Origin of the sequence: Agrococcus sp. Marseille-Q4369 (assembly GCF_018308945.1) — a bacterium.
Taxonomy (GTDB): domain Bacteria; phylum Actinomycetota; class Actinomycetes; order Actinomycetales; family Microbacteriaceae; genus Agrococcus.
Genome location: NZ_CP070501.1, coordinates 742,391 through 761,714 on the forward strand (window position 1 = coordinate 742,391; position 19,324 = coordinate 761,714).

Annotated in this window: 16 protein-coding genes; 3 read left to right on the forward strand and 13 right to left on the reverse strand. The window is 72.4% G+C overall.

Translation table 11 applies throughout. The features are described from left to right. Positions 1-2 precede the first annotated feature (2 nt). The 10 genes from ftsW to JSQ78_RS03855 all read right to left on the reverse strand — a co-directional run bounded on the left by ftsW (position 3) and on the right by JSQ78_RS03855 (position 11,645). Positions 3-1,223, reverse strand: a complete 1,221-nt coding sequence (gene ftsW, locus JSQ78_RS03810; RefSeq protein WP_211449523.1) for a putative lipid II flippase FtsW — start codon at positions 1,221-1,223, stop codon at positions 3-5. Continuing rightward, the gene (murD, locus tag JSQ78_RS03815) at positions 1,189-2,703 is read right to left on the reverse strand and encodes a UDP-N-acetylmuramoyl-L-alanine--D-glutamate ligase (RefSeq protein WP_249295883.1); all 1,515 of its coding nucleotides are present in this window, start codon (positions 2,701-2,703) and stop codon (positions 1,189-1,191) included. Before murD ends, ftsW begins: the two co-directional genes overlap by 35 nt. After that, positions 2,682-3,785, reverse strand: a complete 1,104-nt coding sequence (gene mraY / locus JSQ78_RS03820) for a phospho-N-acetylmuramoyl-pentapeptide-transferase (RefSeq protein ID WP_211449525.1) — start codon at positions 3,783-3,785, stop codon at positions 2,682-2,684. Before mraY ends, murD begins: the two co-directional genes overlap by 22 nt. Beyond that, positions 3,786-5,189: a UDP-N-acetylmuramoyl-tripeptide--D-alanyl-D-alanine ligase gene (locus JSQ78_RS03825; protein WP_211449527.1), complete on the reverse strand. Its 1,404-nt coding sequence runs from the start codon at positions 5,187-5,189 to the stop codon at positions 3,786-3,788. Beyond that, positions 5,189-6,769, reverse strand: a complete 1,581-nt coding sequence (locus JSQ78_RS03830; protein ID WP_211449529.1) for a Mur ligase family protein — start codon at positions 6,767-6,769, stop codon at positions 5,189-5,191. Before JSQ78_RS03830 ends, JSQ78_RS03825 begins: the two co-directional genes overlap by 1 nt. A 23-nt stretch (positions 6,770-6,792) precedes the next feature. Beyond that, complete coding sequence (locus JSQ78_RS03835; RefSeq protein WP_211449531.1) at positions 6,793-8,586, reverse strand: peptidoglycan D,D-transpeptidase FtsI family protein; 1,794 nt, start codon at positions 8,584-8,586, stop codon at positions 6,793-6,795. Between the two features lie 91 nt (positions 8,587-8,677). Next, a complete protein-coding gene (locus JSQ78_RS03840; RefSeq protein WP_211449533.1) occupies positions 8,678-9,343 on the reverse strand; it encodes a hypothetical protein in 666 nt (221 codons plus the stop codon). Further along, complete coding sequence (gene rsmH, locus JSQ78_RS03845; RefSeq protein ID WP_211449535.1) at positions 9,340-10,347, reverse strand: 16S rRNA (cytosine(1402)-N(4))-methyltransferase RsmH; 1,008 nt, start codon at positions 10,345-10,347, stop codon at positions 9,340-9,342. Before rsmH ends, JSQ78_RS03840 begins: the two co-directional genes overlap by 4 nt. 98 nt (positions 10,348-10,445) lie before the next feature. Then, the gene (gene mraZ, locus JSQ78_RS03850) at positions 10,446-10,877 is read right to left on the reverse strand and encodes a division/cell wall cluster transcriptional repressor MraZ (protein ID WP_211449537.1); all 432 of its coding nucleotides are present in this window, start codon (positions 10,875-10,877) and stop codon (positions 10,446-10,448) included. A gap of 390 nt (positions 10,878-11,267) precedes the next feature. Further along, positions 11,268-11,645: a DUF3040 domain-containing protein gene (locus tag JSQ78_RS03855; RefSeq protein ID WP_211449539.1), complete on the reverse strand. Its 378-nt coding sequence runs from the start codon at positions 11,643-11,645 to the stop codon at positions 11,268-11,270. Positions 11,646-11,708: 63 nt separating this feature from the next. Here JSQ78_RS03855 and JSQ78_RS03860 point away from each other — a divergent pair, with 63 nt between their 5' ends. Further along, a complete protein-coding gene (locus JSQ78_RS03860) occupies positions 11,709-12,830 on the forward strand; it encodes a polyprenyl synthetase family protein (protein WP_211449541.1) in 1,122 nt (373 codons plus the stop codon). Between the two features lie 3 nt (positions 12,831-12,833). On the opposite strand, the gene JSQ78_RS03865 is transcribed toward JSQ78_RS03860, so the two are convergent. Further along, a complete protein-coding gene (locus tag JSQ78_RS03865) occupies positions 12,834-13,166 on the reverse strand; it encodes an Rv2175c family DNA-binding protein (RefSeq protein ID WP_211449543.1) in 333 nt (110 codons plus the stop codon). Between the two features lie 73 nt (positions 13,167-13,239). Between JSQ78_RS03865 and pknB the strand changes: the two genes are divergently transcribed. Further along, positions 13,240-15,156, forward strand: a complete 1,917-nt coding sequence (pknB, locus tag JSQ78_RS03870; RefSeq protein ID WP_211449545.1) for a Stk1 family PASTA domain-containing Ser/Thr kinase — start codon at positions 13,240-13,242, stop codon at positions 15,154-15,156. Positions 15,157-15,173: 17 nt separating this feature from the next. Here the strand turns inward: pknB and JSQ78_RS03875 are convergent, their stop codons facing one another. Together JSQ78_RS03875 and JSQ78_RS03880 are read right to left on the reverse strand one after the other, a co-directional pair. Then, positions 15,174-16,574 carry a class II 3-deoxy-7-phosphoheptulonate synthase gene (locus JSQ78_RS03875; RefSeq protein ID WP_211449547.1) on the reverse strand — a complete coding sequence of 467 codons (1,401 nt, stop codon included), beginning with the start codon at positions 16,572-16,574 and terminating at the stop codon, positions 15,174-15,176. 44 nt (positions 16,575-16,618) lie between these two features. Further along, positions 16,619-17,347 carry a lysophospholipid acyltransferase family protein gene (locus JSQ78_RS03880; protein ID WP_211449549.1) on the reverse strand — a complete coding sequence of 243 codons (729 nt, stop codon included), beginning with the start codon at positions 17,345-17,347 and terminating at the stop codon, positions 16,619-16,621. A 150-nt stretch (positions 17,348-17,497) separates the two neighbouring features. On the opposite strand from JSQ78_RS03880, the gene JSQ78_RS03885 reads away from it, so the two are divergent. Next, entirely contained in the window at positions 17,498-19,303 is a 1,806-nt protein-coding gene (locus JSQ78_RS03885) for an AMP-dependent synthetase/ligase (protein ID WP_211450500.1), read from the forward strand. Positions 19,304-19,324: the final 21 nt, after the last annotated feature.

Sequence of the window (19,324 nt, forward strand, 5' to 3'; positions counted from 1 at the left end):
CGTCAGTCCCGCGCCTCGAGGAGCGCGCCGCGCACGGTCGGGTTGTCGACCCGCTCGAGCGAGAGCACGATGCCGACGATGAGCAGCGCCGCGATGAGCTGCGAGCCGCCGGAGGAGATGAACGGCAGCGGCACGCCGAGCACGGGCAGCAGGCCGAGCACGACGCCGATGTTGACGATGGCCTGGCCGACGAGCCACACCATCGCGGCGCCGGTGACGACGCGCGTCATCTGCAGCGACGCGTGGCGCACGATGCGCAGCATGGTCCAGGCGAGGAGCGCGAACAGCGCGAGCACGACGGCGGCGCCGAGCAGCCCGAGCTCCTCGCCGATGATCGCGAAGATGTAGTCGTTGTCGGCCTCTGGCAGCCACGACCACTTCGCGCTCGAGTTGCCGAGCCCGACGCCGAAGAGGCCGCCCGCAGAGAGCGCCCAGGTGCCGTGCAGCTGCTGCCAGCAGCCGGAGTAGTAGTCGGCGTCGGTGCAGCCCTGGATGAAGGCGGTCACGCGGCGCACGCGCGACGGGCTCGAGAGCACGACCGGGACGGCGAGCAGGCCGAGCCCGACGGCGGGCAGCACGAGGTGCCACCACTTGACGCCCGCGAACCACAGCGCGCCGAACGAGAGCAGCGCCATGATGACGACGGTGCCCAGGTCGCTGCCGAGGAGGACGAGGCCGATCGAGAGGCCCGCGACGGGACCTGCCGGGATCCACGCCTGCCAGAAGCTGTGGATGCGCGACTGCTTGCGCGTCATGATCATCGCGAGCCACACGCACAGCGCGACCTTCACGAACTCGGACGGCTGCAGCGAGAAGCCGCCGACGCCGATCCAGTTGCGGTTGCCGTTCGCGCCGAAGCCGAGCGGCGTGAAGACGAGCACCTGCAGCGCGATGCCGAGCATGATGCCGAGCCACGCGAGGCGCTGCCACGTCGTGGCCGGCATGCGGGCCGCGAGCAGCATGAGCACGACGCCGACGGCGGCGAACGCCGCTTGCTTCGCGAAGTCGGTGAAGAACGAGCCGCCCGCGACGTAGGCCTCGACCGACGACGACGAGAGCACCATGATGAGGCCGAAGGCGACGAGGAAGAGCGTCGTGCCCGAGAGCAGGGCCGCGTTGAGGGTCGGCGCGCCGAAGACCGCGCGCACGCGCACGAGCGCGCGTCGGCCCATGCGGGCCGCTCGGGCGTCAGCCGCCGGGGCGGGAGCCGTCGTGGTCGCCACGAGCCCCCCTCTCCCGCACCGCGTCGGCGAACCGGTCGCCGCGCTCCGCGTAGTCGATGAACTGGTCCATGGATGCCGCCGCCGGGGCCAGCAGGACCGTCGCGCCTGGCTCGGCGTGCGACGCGGCCGCCTCGACGGCGATCCGCATCACCGATCCAGTGTCGGGCGTGTCGACCTCGACGACCGGGATGCCGGGCGCGTGTCGCGCGAACGCCTCGACGACGGGCGCGCGGTCGACGCCGATCACGATGGCGGCTGCGACGCGGCGCGCGTGCTTCGCGACGAGCGGCGCGACGTCGGCGCCCTTGAAGAGCCCGCCGACGATCCACACGACGGGGTCGAAGGCGCTGAGCGAGCCCTCGGCCGCGTGCGGGTTCGTCGCCTTCGAGTCGTCGACGAAGCGCACGCCGTCGACGATCGCGACGAGCTCGGTGCGGTGGCGGTCGAGCCGGAACGAGCGGATGGCCTCCCGCACGTGGGCGGGCTCGGCGCCGAACGCGCGCGCGAGCGCCGCGGCCGCGAGCACGTTGCGCGCCATGTGCGGCGAGCGGAGCCCGCCGGGCTCGAGGTCGTCGAGGTGCGCGAGCTCGAGCGCGCTCGAGCGGCGCTCGTCGAGGAAGGCGCGATCGACGAGCACGCCGTCGACGATGCCGAGGTCGCTCGGGCCCGGCACGCCGAGCGAGAAGCCGATCGCGCGGCAGCCCTCGACGACGTCGGCGTCCTCGACGAGCCGCATGGTCGCGTCGTCCTCCACGTTGTAGACCGCCGCGACGCGAGCGTTGCCGTACACCTTCCCCTTGGCGGCGCGGTACGCATCCGCCGACCCGTGCCAGTCGAGGTGGTCGTCGTCGATGTTGAGGCACGCGGCCGAGTGCGGCCAGAGCGCCCCTGGACCGTCGATCGGCAGGCTGTGGAGCTGGAAGCTCGAGAGCTCGACGACGAGCACGTCGAAGCCCTCGGGGTCGCGCACGGCGTCGAGCACGGGCGTGCCGATGTTGCCGACCGGCGCGACGCGCCTGCCCGCCTCGCGCAGCATGTGCGCGGTGAGCTGGGTGGTCGTGGTCTTGCCGTTCGTGCCGGTGACGAGGATCCACTCCGCGGCGCGCACCTTGTCGCGCACGCGCCACGCGAGCTCGATGTCGCCCCAGACGGGGATGCCCCGCTCGGCGGCCGCGGTCAGCCACGGGTGGTCGGGGCGCAGCCCTGGCGAGGAGATCACGAGCTCCGCCTCCGACAGCGCCGCCGGCGACTCGTCGCGGCCGGCCTCGACGATCGGCACGCCGAGCACGCCGAGGATCGTCCGCCGCTCGTCGTCGACGCGCTCGGCGATCGCGGTGACGTCGGCGCCGAGCTCGACGAGCGTGTCGACGGCGGCGAAGCCCGTCACGCCGAGGCCGAGCACCGCGACGCGGAGGCCCTTCCAGTCGGCGTGCCAGGAGGTGAGGTCGTCGAGCCGGCTCACGGGGTCGCGACCTGCCACTGGAAGTAGAACAGGCCGACGCCCGCCGCGACGCAGAGCCCCGCGATGATCCAGAAGCGCACGACGACCGTGATCTCGGCCCAGCCCTTGAGCTCGAAGTGGTGGTGCAGCGGGCTCATGAGGAAGATGCGCTTGCCGCCCGTGATCTTGAAGTAGGCGCGCTGCACGATGACGGAGCCGGTCGTGATGATCGGCAGGCCCGCGATGAGCAGCAGCAGCAGGTGCGTGTCGGTCATGACCGCGAGGCCCGCGAGGGCGCCGCCGAGCGCGAGGGAGCCGACGTCGCCCATGAACACCTGCGCGGGGCTCGTGTTCCACCACAGGAAGCCGATGAGCGCGGCGGCGATCGTGGCCGCGAGCGTCGCGACGTCGAGCGGCTGCAGCACGTCGTAGCAGCGGAAGAGATCCTCCTCCGCCGCGCCGGGCGTGAAGCACGACTGGTTGAACTGCCAGAAGGCGATGAAGGCGTAGCCGATCATCGACAGGATCATCGAGCCGGTCGCGAGGCCGTCGAGCCCGTCGGTGACGTTGACCGCGTTCGCCGCCGAGACGTTGATGAGCGTGATCCACAGCACGAAGACGATGACGCCGAGCGCGCCCCACGGTGCGACGTCGAGCCACGGGATGTCGCGGACGCCCGAGATGACCGGGTCGACGACGGGCCGGCCGCTCGGGCCGACGGGCACGGTGACGGCGAGCACCCCGAACGCGACCGATACGACGAGCTGGCCGAGCACCTTCGCCCAGCCGCCGAGGCCGAGCGAGCGCTGGTTCGAGATCTTCAGGAAGTCGTCGACGAAGCCGACGACGCCCATCCCGACGATGAGCAGCAGCACGAGCAGCACCGGCACGGTCGGCGGGTCCTGCCCGAGGAGCTTCCCGCCGAAGTAGCCCGCGAGGATCGCGACGATGAAGATGAGGCCGCCCATGGTGGGCGTGCCGCGCTTCGTGTGGTGCGACTGCGGGCCGTCGTCGCGGATGAACTGGCCCCAGCCGATCCGCGCGAAGCCGCGGATGAACAGCGGCGTCGCGAGCAGCGAGACGAGCAGGGCGATGCCGGCGGAGGCGATGAGCACGAGCATCTAGCGGCCCCCGATCCGGTCGCCGAGGTCCTTGAGGCCCGCGGAGAGCGACGACTTCACGAGCACGACGTCGCCGGGCTCGAGGCTCGATCGCAGCAGCGCCTCGGCCTCCTCTGCCGTCTCGACCCACGCGGTGTCCTGGCCGAACGATGACTCGAGCTCGGCCGCGTCGTGGATCGCCTTCGCCGCGCTCCCGACGACGACGAGCCGGTCGATGCGCACGCGCACCGCGAGCCGGCCGATGCGGTCGTGCTCCTCGGTCGAGAGCGCGCCGAGCTCGCCCATCTCGCCGAGCACGGCGATCGAGCGGCGCTGCGCCCCGCGCGTCATGTGCGCGAGCGAGCGGATCGCGGCGGCCATCGAGTCGGGGCTCGCGTTGTAGGCGTCGTTGATGACCGTGATGCCGCCACCGGGCTCGAGCAGCTCCATGCGCCAGCGCTCCGCGCGCTCGAGGCTCCCGAGCGCCCCGACGGCGCGCTCGAGGTCGAGGCCGAGCGCATCGGCGACGGTGAGCGCGGCGAGCGCGTTCATGACGTGGTGCTCGCCGAGGATGCGCAGGCGCAGCGGCCACGACTCGTCGCCGCGGTGGACGGTCGCGATCGTGCCCTCGAGCGTCGAGTCGACGTCGCCCGCCCACAGGGTCGTCGGCTCGTCGGCGGGGCCGGGCGAGGTGCCGAACCACGCGATGCGCGCGCGCGTCGACCGGGCCATCCCCGCGACGCGCTCGTCGTCGCGGTTGAGCACGGCGACGTGGTGGGAGCCGAGGTCCTGCACCATCTCGGTCTTCGCGCGCGTCGTCGCCTCGACGCCGCCGAATTCGCCCGCGTGGGCGAGCCCGACCTTGAGCACGACCCCGACGTCCGGATGCGACATGGCCGTCAGGCGGGCGATGTCGCCCTCGTAGCTCGCACCCATCTCGAGCACGAGGTACCGCGTCGACTCGTCGATGCGCAGCATCGTCATCGGGGCGCCGACCTCGTTGTTGAACGACTTGATCGGGCTCACGGTGGGCCCGTGCTGCTCAAGGATCGCCTGCAGCATGTTCTTCGTCGTCGTCTTGCCGTTCGAGCCGGTGACGCCGATGACGGTGAGCTCGCCTGCCTCGCGCACGCGCCGGATGACGTCGGCGGCGAGCGCGCCGAGCGCGACGACGCCGGAGTCGACCACGATGTGCGGCACGGCCTGCTCGAGCGGGCGCTCGGCGATGACGAGCGCGGCGCCCGCGGCGACGGCCGCGTCGACGAAGCGGTGGCCGTCGGTCGACTCGCCCGGCATCGCGACGAAGACGCCGCCGGCCGCGACGAGGCGCGAGTCGGTCTCGACCGAGCCCGTCACGAGCACGTCGTCGCCGTGGAGCGCTCCACCGACGGCCGCCGCGATCTCGCGGGCGCGCATCCGGAGCATCAGCGCACGTCCCGCGCCGGGCGCTCGCCGCGCTCCTCGGTGGGCCAGCCGGCCTCCTCGAGCGCGCGGCGGGCCTCGGCGCGCGCGTCGAACGGCTCGCGCACTCCCGCGACGTCGCGGTAGTCGGCGTCGCCGGGCCCGGCCCACAGCACGGTGTCGCCGGGGCCGGCGAGGCGCAGCGCCTCGCGGATCGCCGCCTCCTCGGGCGACGACTCGATGACGGGCTTGCCGCCCGCGGCGGCGCGAGCGCCGCCCAGCACCTGGGCGCGGATGCTCGCGGCGTCCTCGGTGCGCGGGTTGAAGTCGGTGACGACGACGGCGTCGGCGAGCTCGGCGGCGATGCGCCCCATGTCGGCGCGCTTCGTCGCGTCGCGGTCGCCGTCGGCGCCGAAGAGCATGACGAGGCGCCCCTCGGTGACGCGCCGGAGCGCCTCGAGGGTCTGCGCGAAGGCGTCGGGGCTGTGGCCGTAGTCGAGGAAGACCGCGGGGCCCTCCTCGCCCGAGACGCGCTCGATGCGGCCGGGGAGCGTCGGGCGCATGCCGCGGTCGATGACCTCGGCGATCGCGTCCATCTCGAAGCCGTCCTCGACGAGCATGAGGATCGCGATCGCCGCGTCGATCGCCATGTGGCGGCCGATGAAGGGGATCTGCACCTCGACGGCGCCGCCGTCGATGCCCGTGAGCGTGAACGAGGTGGAGGAGGGGGTCTCCTCCCAGATGTCGACGTGCCAGTCGGCGTCGACGCCCGGCTCGCTCGTGACGGTCGTGACGGGGATGCGGCTGCGCTCGGCGATGCGGCGGCCCCACTCGGTGTCGACGCACACGACCCCGCGCTCGGCGCGATCGGGCGTGAAGAGCTCGGCCTTCACGTCGAAGTACGCGTCCATCGAGCCGTAGTCGTCGAGGTGGTCGTGGCTGAGGTTCGTGAACGCGACGACGTCGAAGACGACGCCGTCGATGCGGTGCCGCTCGATCGCCTGCGCGCTCACCTCGAGCACGGCGGCGCGCACGCCGGCCTCGCGCATGCGCGCGAGCAGGGCGTGCAGCTCGCTCGCCTCCGGGGTCGTGAGCTTCGACGTCACGACGAGGTCGCCGACGTGCCGCTCGGCGGTCGTGGAGAGGCCCGTGACGAAGCCGAGGTCGGCGAGCAGGCCCTCGAGCATGAAGGAGGTCGAGGTCTTGCCGTTCGTGCCGGTGACGCCGAAGAGTCGAGGTCGGTCCTCGCCCGTGCGGTAGACCCAGGCGGAGATCTCGCCGAGCGCGGCGCGCGGGTCGTCGAGCACGATGACGGGGGCGCCGGTCTCGAGCATCGCGGCACCGGCCGGGTCGGTGACGACCGCGACCGCGCCCTGCTCGAGGGCCGCGGCGGCGAACTCGGCGCCGTGACGCCGGGCGCCGGGCAGCGCCGCGAAGAGGTCGCCGGGCTCGACGTCGCTCGAGTCGAGCGTGACGCCCGTGACCTCGATCCCGTCGAGATCGGCCTCGACCGTCAGCTCGAACGCCTCGACGAGACCGGTGAGCGGCCTGGGGGTGGGGTGCTCGGGCCGCAGGATCCTCGGTGCGACGGGTCCCACGGACATCCTCTCCTCATCCAACGCTGCTCTCATGGCTGATCGGCGGTCCACTCGAGCGGGATCTCCGGCTGCTGGGTCGTGCTGGGCGGGATGTCGAAGTGGCGGATCAAGAGGTTCACCATATCGTGGAAGGCCGGGATGGCCCCGCCGCTCGTGCGGATCGTCTGGGGGCTGTCGTACATCGTCAGCACGACGAACTGCGGGTCGTCGACGGGGAACACGCCCGCGACCGAGATCATCATGCGGTTCGGGTCGTAGCCCGATCCGTCCTCGTACGCCATCTGCGCCGTGCCGGTCTTCGCGGCGATGCGGTAGCCCTCGATCGGGAAGGTGTCGTAGCCGTAGTCGGTCACGACGTTCTCGAGCACCTCGAGCGTCTGGCGCGCGGTCGTGTCGCTCACGACCCGCTCGCCCTCGCCGACCTCGGGCGCGGTGACTTCGCCCTCGGCGTCGGTGCAGCCGGCGATGAGTCGCGCTGGCAGGTGCACGCCGCCGTTCGCGAGCGCCTGGTAGGCCGACGCGAGCTGGATGGGGGTTGCGGCGATGCCCTGGCCGAAGAGCACGTTGAGCTGCGTCTGCGCGTCCAGGTTCGCGGGGTTCCGCAGCGCCACCGACTGCTCGCCCGCGAAGTCGACCGCGCTCGTCTCGCCGAAGCCGAAGCGGTCGAGGTAGTCGTAGTAGTCGGCGGTCGACATCGGCTCGGCGAGGCGCACCATGCCCGAGTTCGACGAGTTGACGAGGATGCCCGCGGCCGTCCACTGCTTGACCTCGTGCGAGAGGGCGTCGCGCACGCGCACGCCGGGCGCCGTGTACGTCCACGGCACGCTCAGCTCGTCGCGCGGCGTGATGATGCCGAGGTCGAGCATGGCGGCGAACGAGAACGCCTTGAAGATGGATCCGGGCTCGTACGCCGCGGTGAACGCGCGCGAGCCGCGGTCGCGGGAATCGGATGCCGTGGGGTCGTTGGGGTCGACGGTCGACGACTCGGCGACCGCGACGATCGAGCCGTCGGCGCGCATGACGATGCTCGTGCCGCTGCGGGCGCGCAGCTGGGACGTGTACTGCTGCGTGAGCTGCTGCATCTGGAACTGCACGTCGGCGTCGATCGTGAGCCGCACCGAGCCGCCGTCGATCGCGGGCCGCGTCGTCATCGAGCCCGGGATGGGCGTGCCGTCGGCGCCGCGGTCGAAGACCCGCGCGCCGTCCTCGGCCGAGAGGCACTCGTCCTCCGAGCGCTCGATGCCCGCGAGCGGCTCGTCGGCGCCCATGAAGCCGACGAGGTTGCCCGCGACCGAGCCCGCGGGGTAGACGCGCTGCGGGTTGAGCCGCAGGTAGACGTAGGGCAGGCCGAGGTCGCGCACCGCCTCGAACTGCGAGACGTCGAGTCCGTCGACGAGCAGCAGGTAGTCGGAGTCGGGATCGCGCTCGAGCTCGGCGAGGATCTTCGCCTGCAGGTCCACGGGGTCCTGCCCGGTGATGGCGCCGATCTGGACGAGCGCGTCGCCGACCGTGAGCGTCTCGTCGACGCGGTCGATGCCGGGCTGCAGGTCGCGCGTGTAGCGCGGCGAGATCGTGAGGTCCCAGCGGTCGACGCTCTCGGCGAGCACCGTGCCGTTCGCGTCGACGATGGGCCCGCGCGTGCCGAAGATCGTCTGCGTCACCCCGCGCCGCCCATCCGCCTCGGCGTTGAGCGCCTCGGCGCGCACGAGCTGGATGTCGGCGAGCCGCACGACGAAGACAGCGAGCAGCGCGAACGTCAGGATGCCGACCAGGACGGTCCGCCACCGCTCGCTGCTGCGCTTCGCCCTCGCGGCCACGCTCACCTGCGCTTCCTGCTCGGCGGCCGAGCATCCATGTCGACGTGCACGGTATCGGCGTCGGGGCGCGCGGCCGGGCCGCCACGCCCTCGCCGGCTCACTCCTGCCCGGGAGCCGGCAGCAGCGTGCCGGGCGCGACCGTGGTCGGCGCGACCGCCGTCGGCTCGACGTCCTGCGCGGCGGCGGGCGCGGCCGCGGCGATCGCCGGGGCGCTCTCGCCCGCGGGCAGCAGCATGCCCGGGTAGGGCTCGATCGTGGCGGCCTGCACCTGGGCGACGGATGCGGCGACCTGCGGCTGCGCGGTCAGGAGCGAGTTGGGCACGTACATGCCGAAGCCGTCGACGGCGGGCACCTGCATGTGGAGCGCGTCGGGGCCGCCCGCGGTCGAGGTCGTCGCGAGCGTGAGGAACTGCGAGGGCTGGCCGGCGAGCATGCCGAGCTCGGCACCCGCGACCGCGACGTGCTGCGGCGAGCTCAGCACCGCGAGCTCCTCGGCGACGCTCTGCTCGACGCGCGCGAGGCTCGTCGACTCGGCCTGCAGCGCGCTCATGCGGTAGGCGCCCTCGCTGATGACGACCGAGAGGCCGAGCTGCGCGCACACGATGCCGGCGAGGCCCGCAAGGGCGATGACGCCGTGCACGACGCGCGGCGCGCGCCGGGGCGCGACGCGCGGCGACGGCAGCGCCTTGAGGTGCCGCTCGGCGGGCGCCTCGGGCGCGGGCAGCGGCTGTGCGTGCAGGTCGAGGACGCTCAGGCTGGTCATGGCTGCTCCCTGGGGGTCGGGGCGGTGGTCGAGTCGTTCGATGCGGGTCGGATGCGCTCGGCCGCGCGCAGGCGGACGGGTGCGGATCGGGGGTTGCGGGCGCGCTCGGCCTCGTCGGCGAGCTCGGCGCCGCGCACGAGCAGCCGCAGGTGGGGCGCGTGCTCGGGCAGCTCGACGGGCAGGTCGCGCGGCGCGGTCGAGCTCGACGCCGCCTGCAGGGCGCGCTTGACGACGCGGTCCTCGAGCGACTGGTAGGCGAGCACGACGAGCCTGCCGCCGACGCCGAGCGCGTCGATCGCGGCGGGCATCGTGCGCTCGAGGATCGCGAGCTCCTGGTTGACCTCGATGCGCAGCGCCTGGAAGACGCGCTTCGCGGGGTGGCCCTGGTTCGCGAGCGCGCGCGGCGTCGCCGCCTGCAGGATGTCGACGAGCCGCGCGGAGGTCTCGATCGGCGCCTCGGCGCGCGCGGCGACGATCGCCCGCGCGTAGCGGTCGGCGAGCTTCTCGTCGCCGTAGACGCGGAAGAGCCGCGCGAGCTCGCGGTCGCTGCGCTCGGCGAGGATCGTCGCGGCCGTCACGTCGCCCGACTGGCCCATGCGCATGTCGAGCGGCGCGTCCTTCGCGTAGGCGAAGCCCCGCTCGGCGTCGTCGAGCTGCAGGCTCGAGACGCCGAGGTCGAGCAGGATGCCGTCGGCGCGCGCGGCGCCGGCGGCCTCGAGCGCGAGGTCGATGCGGTCGTACGTGGACTGCACGGGCACGAAGCGGTCGCCGAAGCGCGCGAGCCGCTCCCCCGCGAGCCGGATGGCGTCGGGGTCGCGGTCGATGCCGGCGACGCGGAGCGACGGGTGCGCCGCGAGCATCGCCTCGGTGTGGCCGCCCATGCCGAGCGTGCCGTCGATGACGAGCGGCGCACGGCCCGCGGCCTCAGCGCGCGCGATCGCCGGCGCGAGCAGCTCGAGCGTGCGCTCGAGCATGACGGGGATGTGGAGGTCGGATGCGTCCATGGGCTTCGGGCGGTCCGACCCGGCCCCTGATCCCCATCCGTGCGACGCGCCACCGGGGAAGGTGCGGCGCGGCGACCGGCTGAGGGTCACGGGTCGGGTCAGAAGATGCCGGGGATCACCTCCTCCGTCGTCGCAGCGAAGTCGGCCTCCTTGGCCGCGTAGTAGGCGTTCCACGCCTCGGTGTCCCAGATCTCGGCGCGGGAGCCCGCGCCGATCACGGTGAGGTCGCGGCCGAGGCCCGCGTAGTCGCGGAGGTTCGCGGGGATCGTCACGCGGTGCTGGCTGTCGGGCTGCTCGCTCGAGGCACCGGAGAGGAAGAGCCGCAGGAAGTCGCGCGCACCGGCCGAGGTGAGCGGCGCCTGCCGGATCTGGTCGTGCACGCGCTCGAACTCGCGCATCGAGAAGACGTAGATGCACCGCTCCTGGCCGCGCGTGAGCACGAGCCCGCCCTCGAGCTCCTGGCGGAAGCGGGCGGGGAGGATCACGCGGCCCTTGTCGTCGAGCTTGGGCGTGTGCGTGCCGAGGAACACGGTGCCCCCTCTCGTCCGGCCTGCGAGCAGTTGGTACGCCGGGTGGCCCCGACTTCCTCCACTCTACTCCACAGACCGCCACCGGAGCCTAGGAATGCTCTGCATTCGCCCGCGTGTTGCGCAGGATTGTGGGGCAGAAGGCGGTGGAGGGGTCTTGCGCGGAACCGGGCCGGATCGGCTCCACGACGGGGCGTCGGAGTGAACTGCGGGCGCGAAAAAGGGACCGACTCGGGTGAGTCGGTCCCTGGGGGAGGAACGTGGAGGGGGTGGGTTCGGAGCTGGATCGGGCGTGGCCCGGGTCAGCAGCGGGTTTCGATGCGCGCGCGGCGACGCCGCGCGCTACTCGACCCTGAGCCCTTCGCGCTCACCGTGAAGGTGAGCGCTCCGGCCTCAACGCTGGTTGCGGTCGTCCCACTCCTCGGCGAGGCGGTCCATCAGGCTCGTCGACTGCTTCGTCGCGGCGGGCCCCTCGCCCATCGCGCCGGAGCGCGGCACCTCGTCGCCCGTCGCGGGGCGCGATGCCGAGAGCGCCCACAGCGCGCCGAGCACCGCGACGCCGAAGCCGGCGACGCCGATGACGGCGAGCTTCATGAGCACGCCGACGACGATGAGGACGAGGCCGGCGACGACGCCGAGGACGCCGACGGCCACCTTCGTGTAGTCGACCGTGCGAGGCCCGCTCGTCGTCGCGACGATGTCCGCCTCGTGCTTGTAGAGATTGCGCTCCATCTCGTCGAGCAATCGCTGCTCGTGCTCGGAGAGGCCCATCTCGCACCCCCCTTCGTCCGACCGGTGCGGAGCGCCAGTCTACGCATCACTCCTGTCAATAGCATGTGGGTTGTGTCCGCACAGCACCGATTCGCCCGAGCAGTCGAGGGCTCGATCCACCAGTACCTCGACGCGCGCGAGCGCGCCCTCGCCACGATCTCCCCCGACGCGGAGGTGCTCGTGCGCCACGTGCGCGCGATGGTCTCGGGCGGCAAGCGGGTGCGGAGCGCCTTCGTGCTGTGGGGCTGGCACGCCGTCACGGCGGCGCGCCCCGGCGCGACGCATGAGGCCGGCACGGAGCGCGACCCCGCGTGGGACGACGTCGTCGGCGTCGCGACCGCGATGGAGCTCTTCCACGCCGCCGCGCTCGTCCACGACGACATCATCGACGCATCCGACACCCGTCGTGGACGGCCCGCGATGCACCGCGCGCTCGAGGCGATGCACCGCGAGGGCGAATGGGTGGGCGATGCCGCCTCGTGGGGCACGAGCGCCGCGATTCTCGTCGGCGACCTGCTGCTCAACTGGGCCGACGACCGCATGGTCGAGGCGTGCCGCGGCTCGGCGCACGGGGAGCGCGTGCACGACGCCTACCGGCGCATGCGCGAGGAGGTCACGTTCGGCCAGTACCTCGACGTGCTCGAGGAGGCCGCGTGGATCCGGCAGGATCCGGATGCGCTGCTCGACCGCGCGCACACGGTCGCGATCTTCAAGTCGGCCAAGTACTCGGTCGAGGCGCCCCTCGCGCTCGGCGCGCTGCTCGCGGGCGGCGACGACGCGCAGCTCGACGCGCTCGCGGGCTACGGGCTGCCGCTCGGCGTCGCGTTCCAGATGCGCGACGACCTGCTGGGCGTGTTCGGCGACCCCGCGGTCACCGGCAAGCCGGCGGGCGACGACCTGCGCGAGGGCAAGCGCACGGTGCTCATCGAGATCGCGCGGCAGCGGCTCGCGCCCGGCATCCGCACGATGCTCGACGAGCTGCTCGGCGACCGCGAGCTCGACGAGCGGCAGGTCGCGATCCTGCAGGACGCGATCGCGCGCTCCGAGGCGCCCGCGCGCCTCGAGTCGCTCATCGACCGTGCGGTCGGCGAGGCGCTCGAGTCGCTCCACGAGGGCGAGCTCTCACGGGCGGCGATGCTCGAGCTCGAGCGGCTCGCCGACACGGTCGCCAAGCGCGACCGCTGAGCCTCAGCCGAGCAGCTGCGCCGCTCGGCGCACCGCGGCCTTCGCGCCGCCCCGCATCGCCTCGACGGGCGGCACGCCGAGCGAGTCGTCCTCGGCGAGCAGCCAGTCGATCGCCTCGTCCTCGGTGAAGCCCTGGTCGAGCAGCACGAGCAGCGTGCCACGCAGCTCGGGCAGCGGCTCGCCGTCCTGCACGCACAGCGCCGGCACCTGCAGCGGGCCGTTGCGCCGCGTCGCGGGCAGGCGATGCTCCTCGATGAGGCGATGGATGCGCCCCACGGGCCGGCCGAGCAGTGTCACGAGGTCGGGCACGGAGAGCCATGCGGTGTCTTGCGTCACGCCACCATCTTGGCATCGCTCGCTCAGCGGCGTGGGTCACGCCGAGCGCGTCACGGCCGCCTATCCTCGCTTCGTGCCCGTCGACTCCCGCGATCCCGTCATCGGACGGATGATCGACCGTCGCTACGAAGTGGGCGAGCGCATCGCGCGCGGCGGCATGGCGAGCGTGTACGAGGGCGTCGACCTGCGGCTCGACCGGAAGGTCGCCGTGAAGGTCATGCACCCGCACCTCAGCGACGACGAGGACTTCCGGGAGCGCTTCATCCAGGAGGCGAAGGCGGCGGCCCGCCTCGCGCATCCGAACGTCGTCAACACCTACGACCAGGGCGAGGAGGGCGAGCTCGCGTGGCTCGTCATGGAGCTCGTGCCCTCGATCACGCTGCGCGATCTGCTCGCCGAGCGCGGCCGCATCACGCCCGAGCAGTCGCTCGACGTGCTCGAGGCGATCCTCGCGGGGCTCTCGGCCGCGCACCGCGCCGGCATCGTGCACCGCGACCTCAAGCCCGAGAACATCCTGCTCGCCCACGACGGGCGCATCAAGATCGGCGACTTCGGCCTCGCGCGCGCCGCGACCGCCAACACCGCGACCGGCAAGGCGCTGCTCGGCACGATCGCCTACCTCTCCCCCGAGCTCGTCACGCGCGGCGTCGCGGACGCCCGCAGCGACATCTACGCGGTGGGGATCATGCTCTTCGAGATGCTCACCGGCAAGCAGCCGTTCACGGGCGACGAGCCGATGCAGATCGCGTTCCAGCACGCGAACGAGCAGGTGCCGCTGCCCTCGACCGAGGTGCCCGGCGTGCCCGAGCAGCTCGACTCGCTCGTGCACTGGGCGACGCAGCGCGACCCGAACCTGCGGCCCGCCGACGCGAGCGAGATGCTCGCCGAGGTGCTCGCGATCCGCGAGCGGGGCCTCGACGCGCGCACGGCGCTCCTGCCCTCGCTCTCCCACGACGACCGCTCGACGACCGTCATCGAGCGACCCAAGCCGCCGCGCCGCATCGCCGCCGCGCCCGAGGTCGTGCACGACTCCGGCGACGGGGTCGCCGCGGGCTCGCTCGCGCGGCGCGCGACCGTGCGGCGCAGGCGCGGGATGCTGTGGCTCGCGGTCGTCGTCATCGGCGCGCTGATCGCTGCCGGCGTCGGCTGGTGGTTCAACCTCGGGCCGGGCGGCCGATCGACGGTGCCGGAAGTCTCGGGCGAGGCCGCGGACGCCGCGATCGCCCTGCTCGCCGAGCACGGCATCGAGGTCTCCGAGACCGTCGCCGAGCCCGACTACGACATGCAGGCTGGCCTCGCGCTCCGCACCGATCCGGATGCGGGCACCGAGCTCGCGAACGGCGAGAGCGTGCGGCTCATCGTCTCGTCGGGCCGGCGGAGCCTCGCGGTGCCCGCGCTCGCGGGCATGCCGCTCGAGGAGGCGCGCACCGCGATCGAGGCGGCGGAGTTCACCATCGCCGAGGGCGATCCCGACCTCGTGTTCGATCAGGCGCCGGCCGACACCGTGCTCGCCGCGTTCGCGCCCGACGGCACCGATCTCGCGGAGCTCGAGTCGCTCGAGGAGCGCTCCCCCATCGCGCTGCGCGTCTCGCTCGGCCCGATCCCGGCAGCAGCGGGCCAGAGCGCGGCCGAGGCGTCCGCGGCGCTCGAGCGAGCGGGGCTCCGCGCCGACTTCTCCGAGGAGCACTCGCTCGAGGTGCCCGAGGGGCAGCTCATCTCCGTCGCGATCCCGAACGACTCCCTCGTGCGGCGCGGCGCGACGATCGGCGGCGTCGTCTCGCTCGGACCCCGCATGATCGAGGTCCCCGACGTCGTGGGCGAGCCCATCCCCGAAGCCGTGCAGGCCATCCGCGACGCGGGCCTCGTGCCCGACCTCCGCACGAACGTGCCGTCGCCGCTGCAGGCGCTCGCCGCGATCCTCTCGCAGGACCCGGGCGCGCCGGGTCCGGTCGTCGAGGGCTCGACGATCGTCATCGACGCCACCTACTGAGCGGCGCCGTCCGGCGGTCAGCTCGCGGCGCGCTCCCGCAGGCGACCCGCGTCGCGCAGCTCCTCGGCGACGAGGAACGCGAGCTCGAGCGACTGCATGTGGTTGAGGCGCGGGTCGCACAGCGACTCGTAGCGCGACTCGAGGCCGAGCTCGTCGATGTCCTCCGAGCCGCCGAGGCACTCGGTGACGTCGTCGCCCGTGAGCTCGACGTGGATGCCGCCCGGGAACGTGCCGACCGCGCGGTGCGCCGCGAAGAAGCCGCGCACCTCGTCGACGACGTCATCGAAGCGCCGCGACTTGTAGCCGTTCTGCGTCGTGATGCCGTTGCCGTGCATCGGGTCGGTGACCCACAGCGGCGTCGACTCGAGCGACTTCGAGGCCTCGAGCAGCGGCGGCAGCGCGTCGCGGATGCGGCCGGCACCCATGCGCGTGATGAACGTCAGGCGGCCGGGCTCGCGGTGCGGGTCGAGCTTGTCGACGAGCGCCTCCATGTCGCCGGCCGTCGTGGTGGGCCCGAGCTTCACGCCGATGGGGTTGCGGACGCGCGAGAAGAAGTCGACGTGCGCGCCATCGATCTCGCGCGTGCGCTCTCCGATCCACTGGAAGTGGCTCGACGTGTTGTAGGCGAGGCCCGTGCGCGAGTCGATGCGCGTGAGCGGCCGCTCGTAGTCCATGAGCAGGCCCTCGTGGCCGGTGAAGAACTCGACGCCCTTGAGCTCGTCGAAGTTCGCGCCCGCGGCCTCCATGAAGCGCACGGCGCGGTCGATCTCGGCGGCGAGCGCCTCGTAGCGCGCGAAGAGCGGGTTCTCGGCGAAGCCCTTGTTCCACGAGTGCACCTGCCGCAGGTCGGCGAAGCCACCCTGCGTGAAGGCGCGCACGAGGTTGAGCGTCGACGCGGCCATGTGGTAGCCGCGCAGGATTCGCTCGGGGTCGGCCGTGCGGGAGCCGAGCGTGAAGTCGTAGCCGTTGACGATGTCGCCGCGGTACGCCGGCAGCGTCTCGTCGCCGCGCGTCTCGTGGTCGTTCGAGCGCGGCTTGGCGAACTGCCCCGCCATGCGGCCCATCTTGATCACCGGCATCGCAGCGCCGTAGGTGAGCACGACCGCCATCTGCAGGATCGTCTTGACGCGGTTGCGGATGTTGTCGGCCGTCGCGCCCGCGAAGGTCTCGGCGCAGTCGCCGCCCTGCAGGAGGAACGCGCGGCCCTCGGCCGCGGCAGCGAGCCGATCCCGGAGCATGTCGACCTCGCCCGCGAACACGAGCGGCGGCGCGGCGCGCAGCTCGCGGCGCACGCGCTCGAGCTCGGCCTCGTCGGGCCACTGCGGCTGCTGCTTGATCGGCAGCGCCCGATACGCGTCGAGGCCCTGCTCGATGGAGCGGCGCTCGTCGGAATGCGGGATCGCGATCGTGTCAGTCATGTGCCTCTGCCTCACGTGGGCGCCGAGTGCGCCACCTGTCGAGTCTACCGAGGTGCGGGGTCGGTCACCGGCGCCGCGACCGGCGCTCGCCGCTCGGCGTCGATGCGCGACTTGACGCTCGACGCGTACATGTCGACGTACTCCTGGTCGGAGATGCGGTTGAGGTTCACCATGATCTCGTCGGTGATCGAGCGCAGCACGAAGCGGTCGCCCTCGAGGTTGTAGTAGCGCGAGAAGTCGAGCGGCTCGCCGAAGACGATGCCGATGCGGCCCACGCGCGGCAGCCGCCGGCCGATCGGCATGATCTTCTCGGTGTCGACCATGACGCACGGGATGACCGGCACGCGCGCGTCGAGCACCATGCGGGCGACGCCCGTGCGGCCGCGGTAGAGCTTGCCATCGGGGCTGCGCGTGCCCTCGGGGTAGATGCCGACGAGCTGCCCGTCCTGCAGCTTCTGCAGCGCGGCGCTGAGGCTCTGCGAGCTCTTCTCGCCGCCCGAGCGGTCCATCGGCAGCTGCCCGACGCCGAGGAAGAACCAGCGGATGAGCCGGCCCTTGAGCCCCGTGCCGTTGAAGTAGTCCGACTTCGCCAGGAAGTACACGCGCCGGTCGAGCACGAGCGGCATGAGGAACGAGTCGATGACGGAGAGGTGGTTGCCGGCGATGATGGCGCCGCCCGACGCCGGCACGTTCTCGAGCCCGGAGACCCAGGGCCGGAACACCCGCGTCATGAACGGGCCGACGACCCAGTGCCGCATCAGCCAGTAGAACATCGCACCTCCAGGACGCGAGCCTAGGGCAGGCGGCACGGCCACAGGGACATGCGCGCCGCGTCCCGTCGCTGCACCGCGGCAATATGATGAGGGGAATGCACGAGAGCCGAAGGAGTCCCAGTGCCTCAGATCACCGTCCCTGACGGCGTCATGCCCCCGGTCGTCCCCGCCGACCCCGAGGCCAACGTCACCGATCTCCTCGAGGAGACCCTCCGCCGCACCCCCGACGGCTCCCTCTTCGCCATCCCCGAGGGCGAGGGCTGGCGCGAGGTCACCGCGCGGGAGTTCCACCGCCAGGTGATCGCGCTCGCGAAGGGCTTCGTCGCGGCGGGCGTGCAGCCGGGAGACTTCGTCGGCTTCATGTGCAGGGTGCGCTACGAGTTCTCGCTCGTCGACTTCGCGCTCTGGTACGCCGGTGCGCGCATGGTGCCGGTCTACGAGACCTCGGCGCCCTCGCAGATCCAGTGGATCCTCTCCGACAGCGGCGCGACGCGCGTCATCCTCGAGGATGCCGACCTCGTCTCGCGCTTCGACGAGGCGCACGGCGACCTGCCCGCCGTCGCCGACGTCTGGCGCATCGACCGCGGCGACCTCGACCGGCTCGTCGAGCAGGGCAAGGACGTCGCCGACGACGAGATCGAGCGCCGTCGCTCGCTCGCAGTCGGCAGCGACCTCGCGACCCTCATCTACACGTCGGGCTCGACCGGTCGCCCCAAGGGCACGATGCTCACGCACTCGAACTTCGTCGAGCTGTGCCGCAACGCCGCCGCCGTGATGTCCGACGTCGTCGGGCCGGGCTCGTCGACCCTGCTGTTCGTCACGCAGGCGCACGTCTTCGCCCGCTTCATCTCGGTGCTCGCGATCTCGGCGGGCGTCCGCGTCGGCCACCAGGCCGACACGAAGAAGCTGCTCGCGTCGCTCGGCAGCTTCAAGCCGACCTTCTTCCTCGCCGTGCCGCGCGTGTTCGAGAAGGTCTACAACGCGAGCGAGCAGAAGGCCGAGGCGGGCGGCAAGGGCAAGATCTTCCGCGCCGCGGCGCAAGCCGCCGTCGCGCACTCGAAGGCGCTCGACGAGGGGCACGTGCCGCTCGGCCTCAAGCTGCGCTTCAAGGTGCTCGAGCGCCTCGTGCTCAACAAGCTCAAGGTCGCGATGGGCGGGCAGGTGAAGTACGCCGTGTCCGGCTCGGCGCCGCTGTCGACCTTCCTCGCGCACTTCTACCGCTCGCTCGGCATCCGCATCCTCGAGGGCTACGGCCTGACCGAGACGACCGCGCCGCTCACGGTCAACGTGCCCGACCGCTTCAAGATCGGCACCGTCGGTCCGGCGCTGCCCGGCAACGGCGTGCGCATCGCCGAGGACGGCGAGGTGCTCGGCAAGGGCGTCGCCGTGTTCTCGGGCTACTGGAAGAACGAGCAGGCCACGAAGGATGCGTTCACCGAGGACGGCTGGTTCCACACGGGCGACATCGGGTCGCTCGACAGCGAGGGCTACCTGACGATCACGGGTCGCAAGAAGGAGATCCTCGTCACGGCTGCGGGCAAGAACGTCGCGCCCAACGTGCTCGAGGACCCCATCCGCTCGAACACGATCATCGGCCAGCCGGTCGTCGTCGGTGACCAGCGGCCCTTCATCGCCGCCCTCATCACGCTCGACGGCGAGATGCTGCCCACGTGGCTCGAGAACAACGGGCACGACAAGTCGCTCTCGCTCGAGCAGGCGGCGCAGCACCCCGCGGTCATCGAGGAGGTGCGCTCCGCGATCCAGCGCGCCAACCGGCTCGTCTCGCGCGCCGAGTCGGTGCGGAAGTTCACGATCGTGCCGGTCGAGTTCATCGAGGCGAACGGTCACCTGACGCCCAAGATGTCGATCAAGCGCCACAACATCCTGCAGGACTTCGAGGCGCACATCGACGACATCTACGCCGCCGACTCGAAGGCGCACGACGTCGGCGAGTGAGCCGCAGCACGAAGGGGGCCC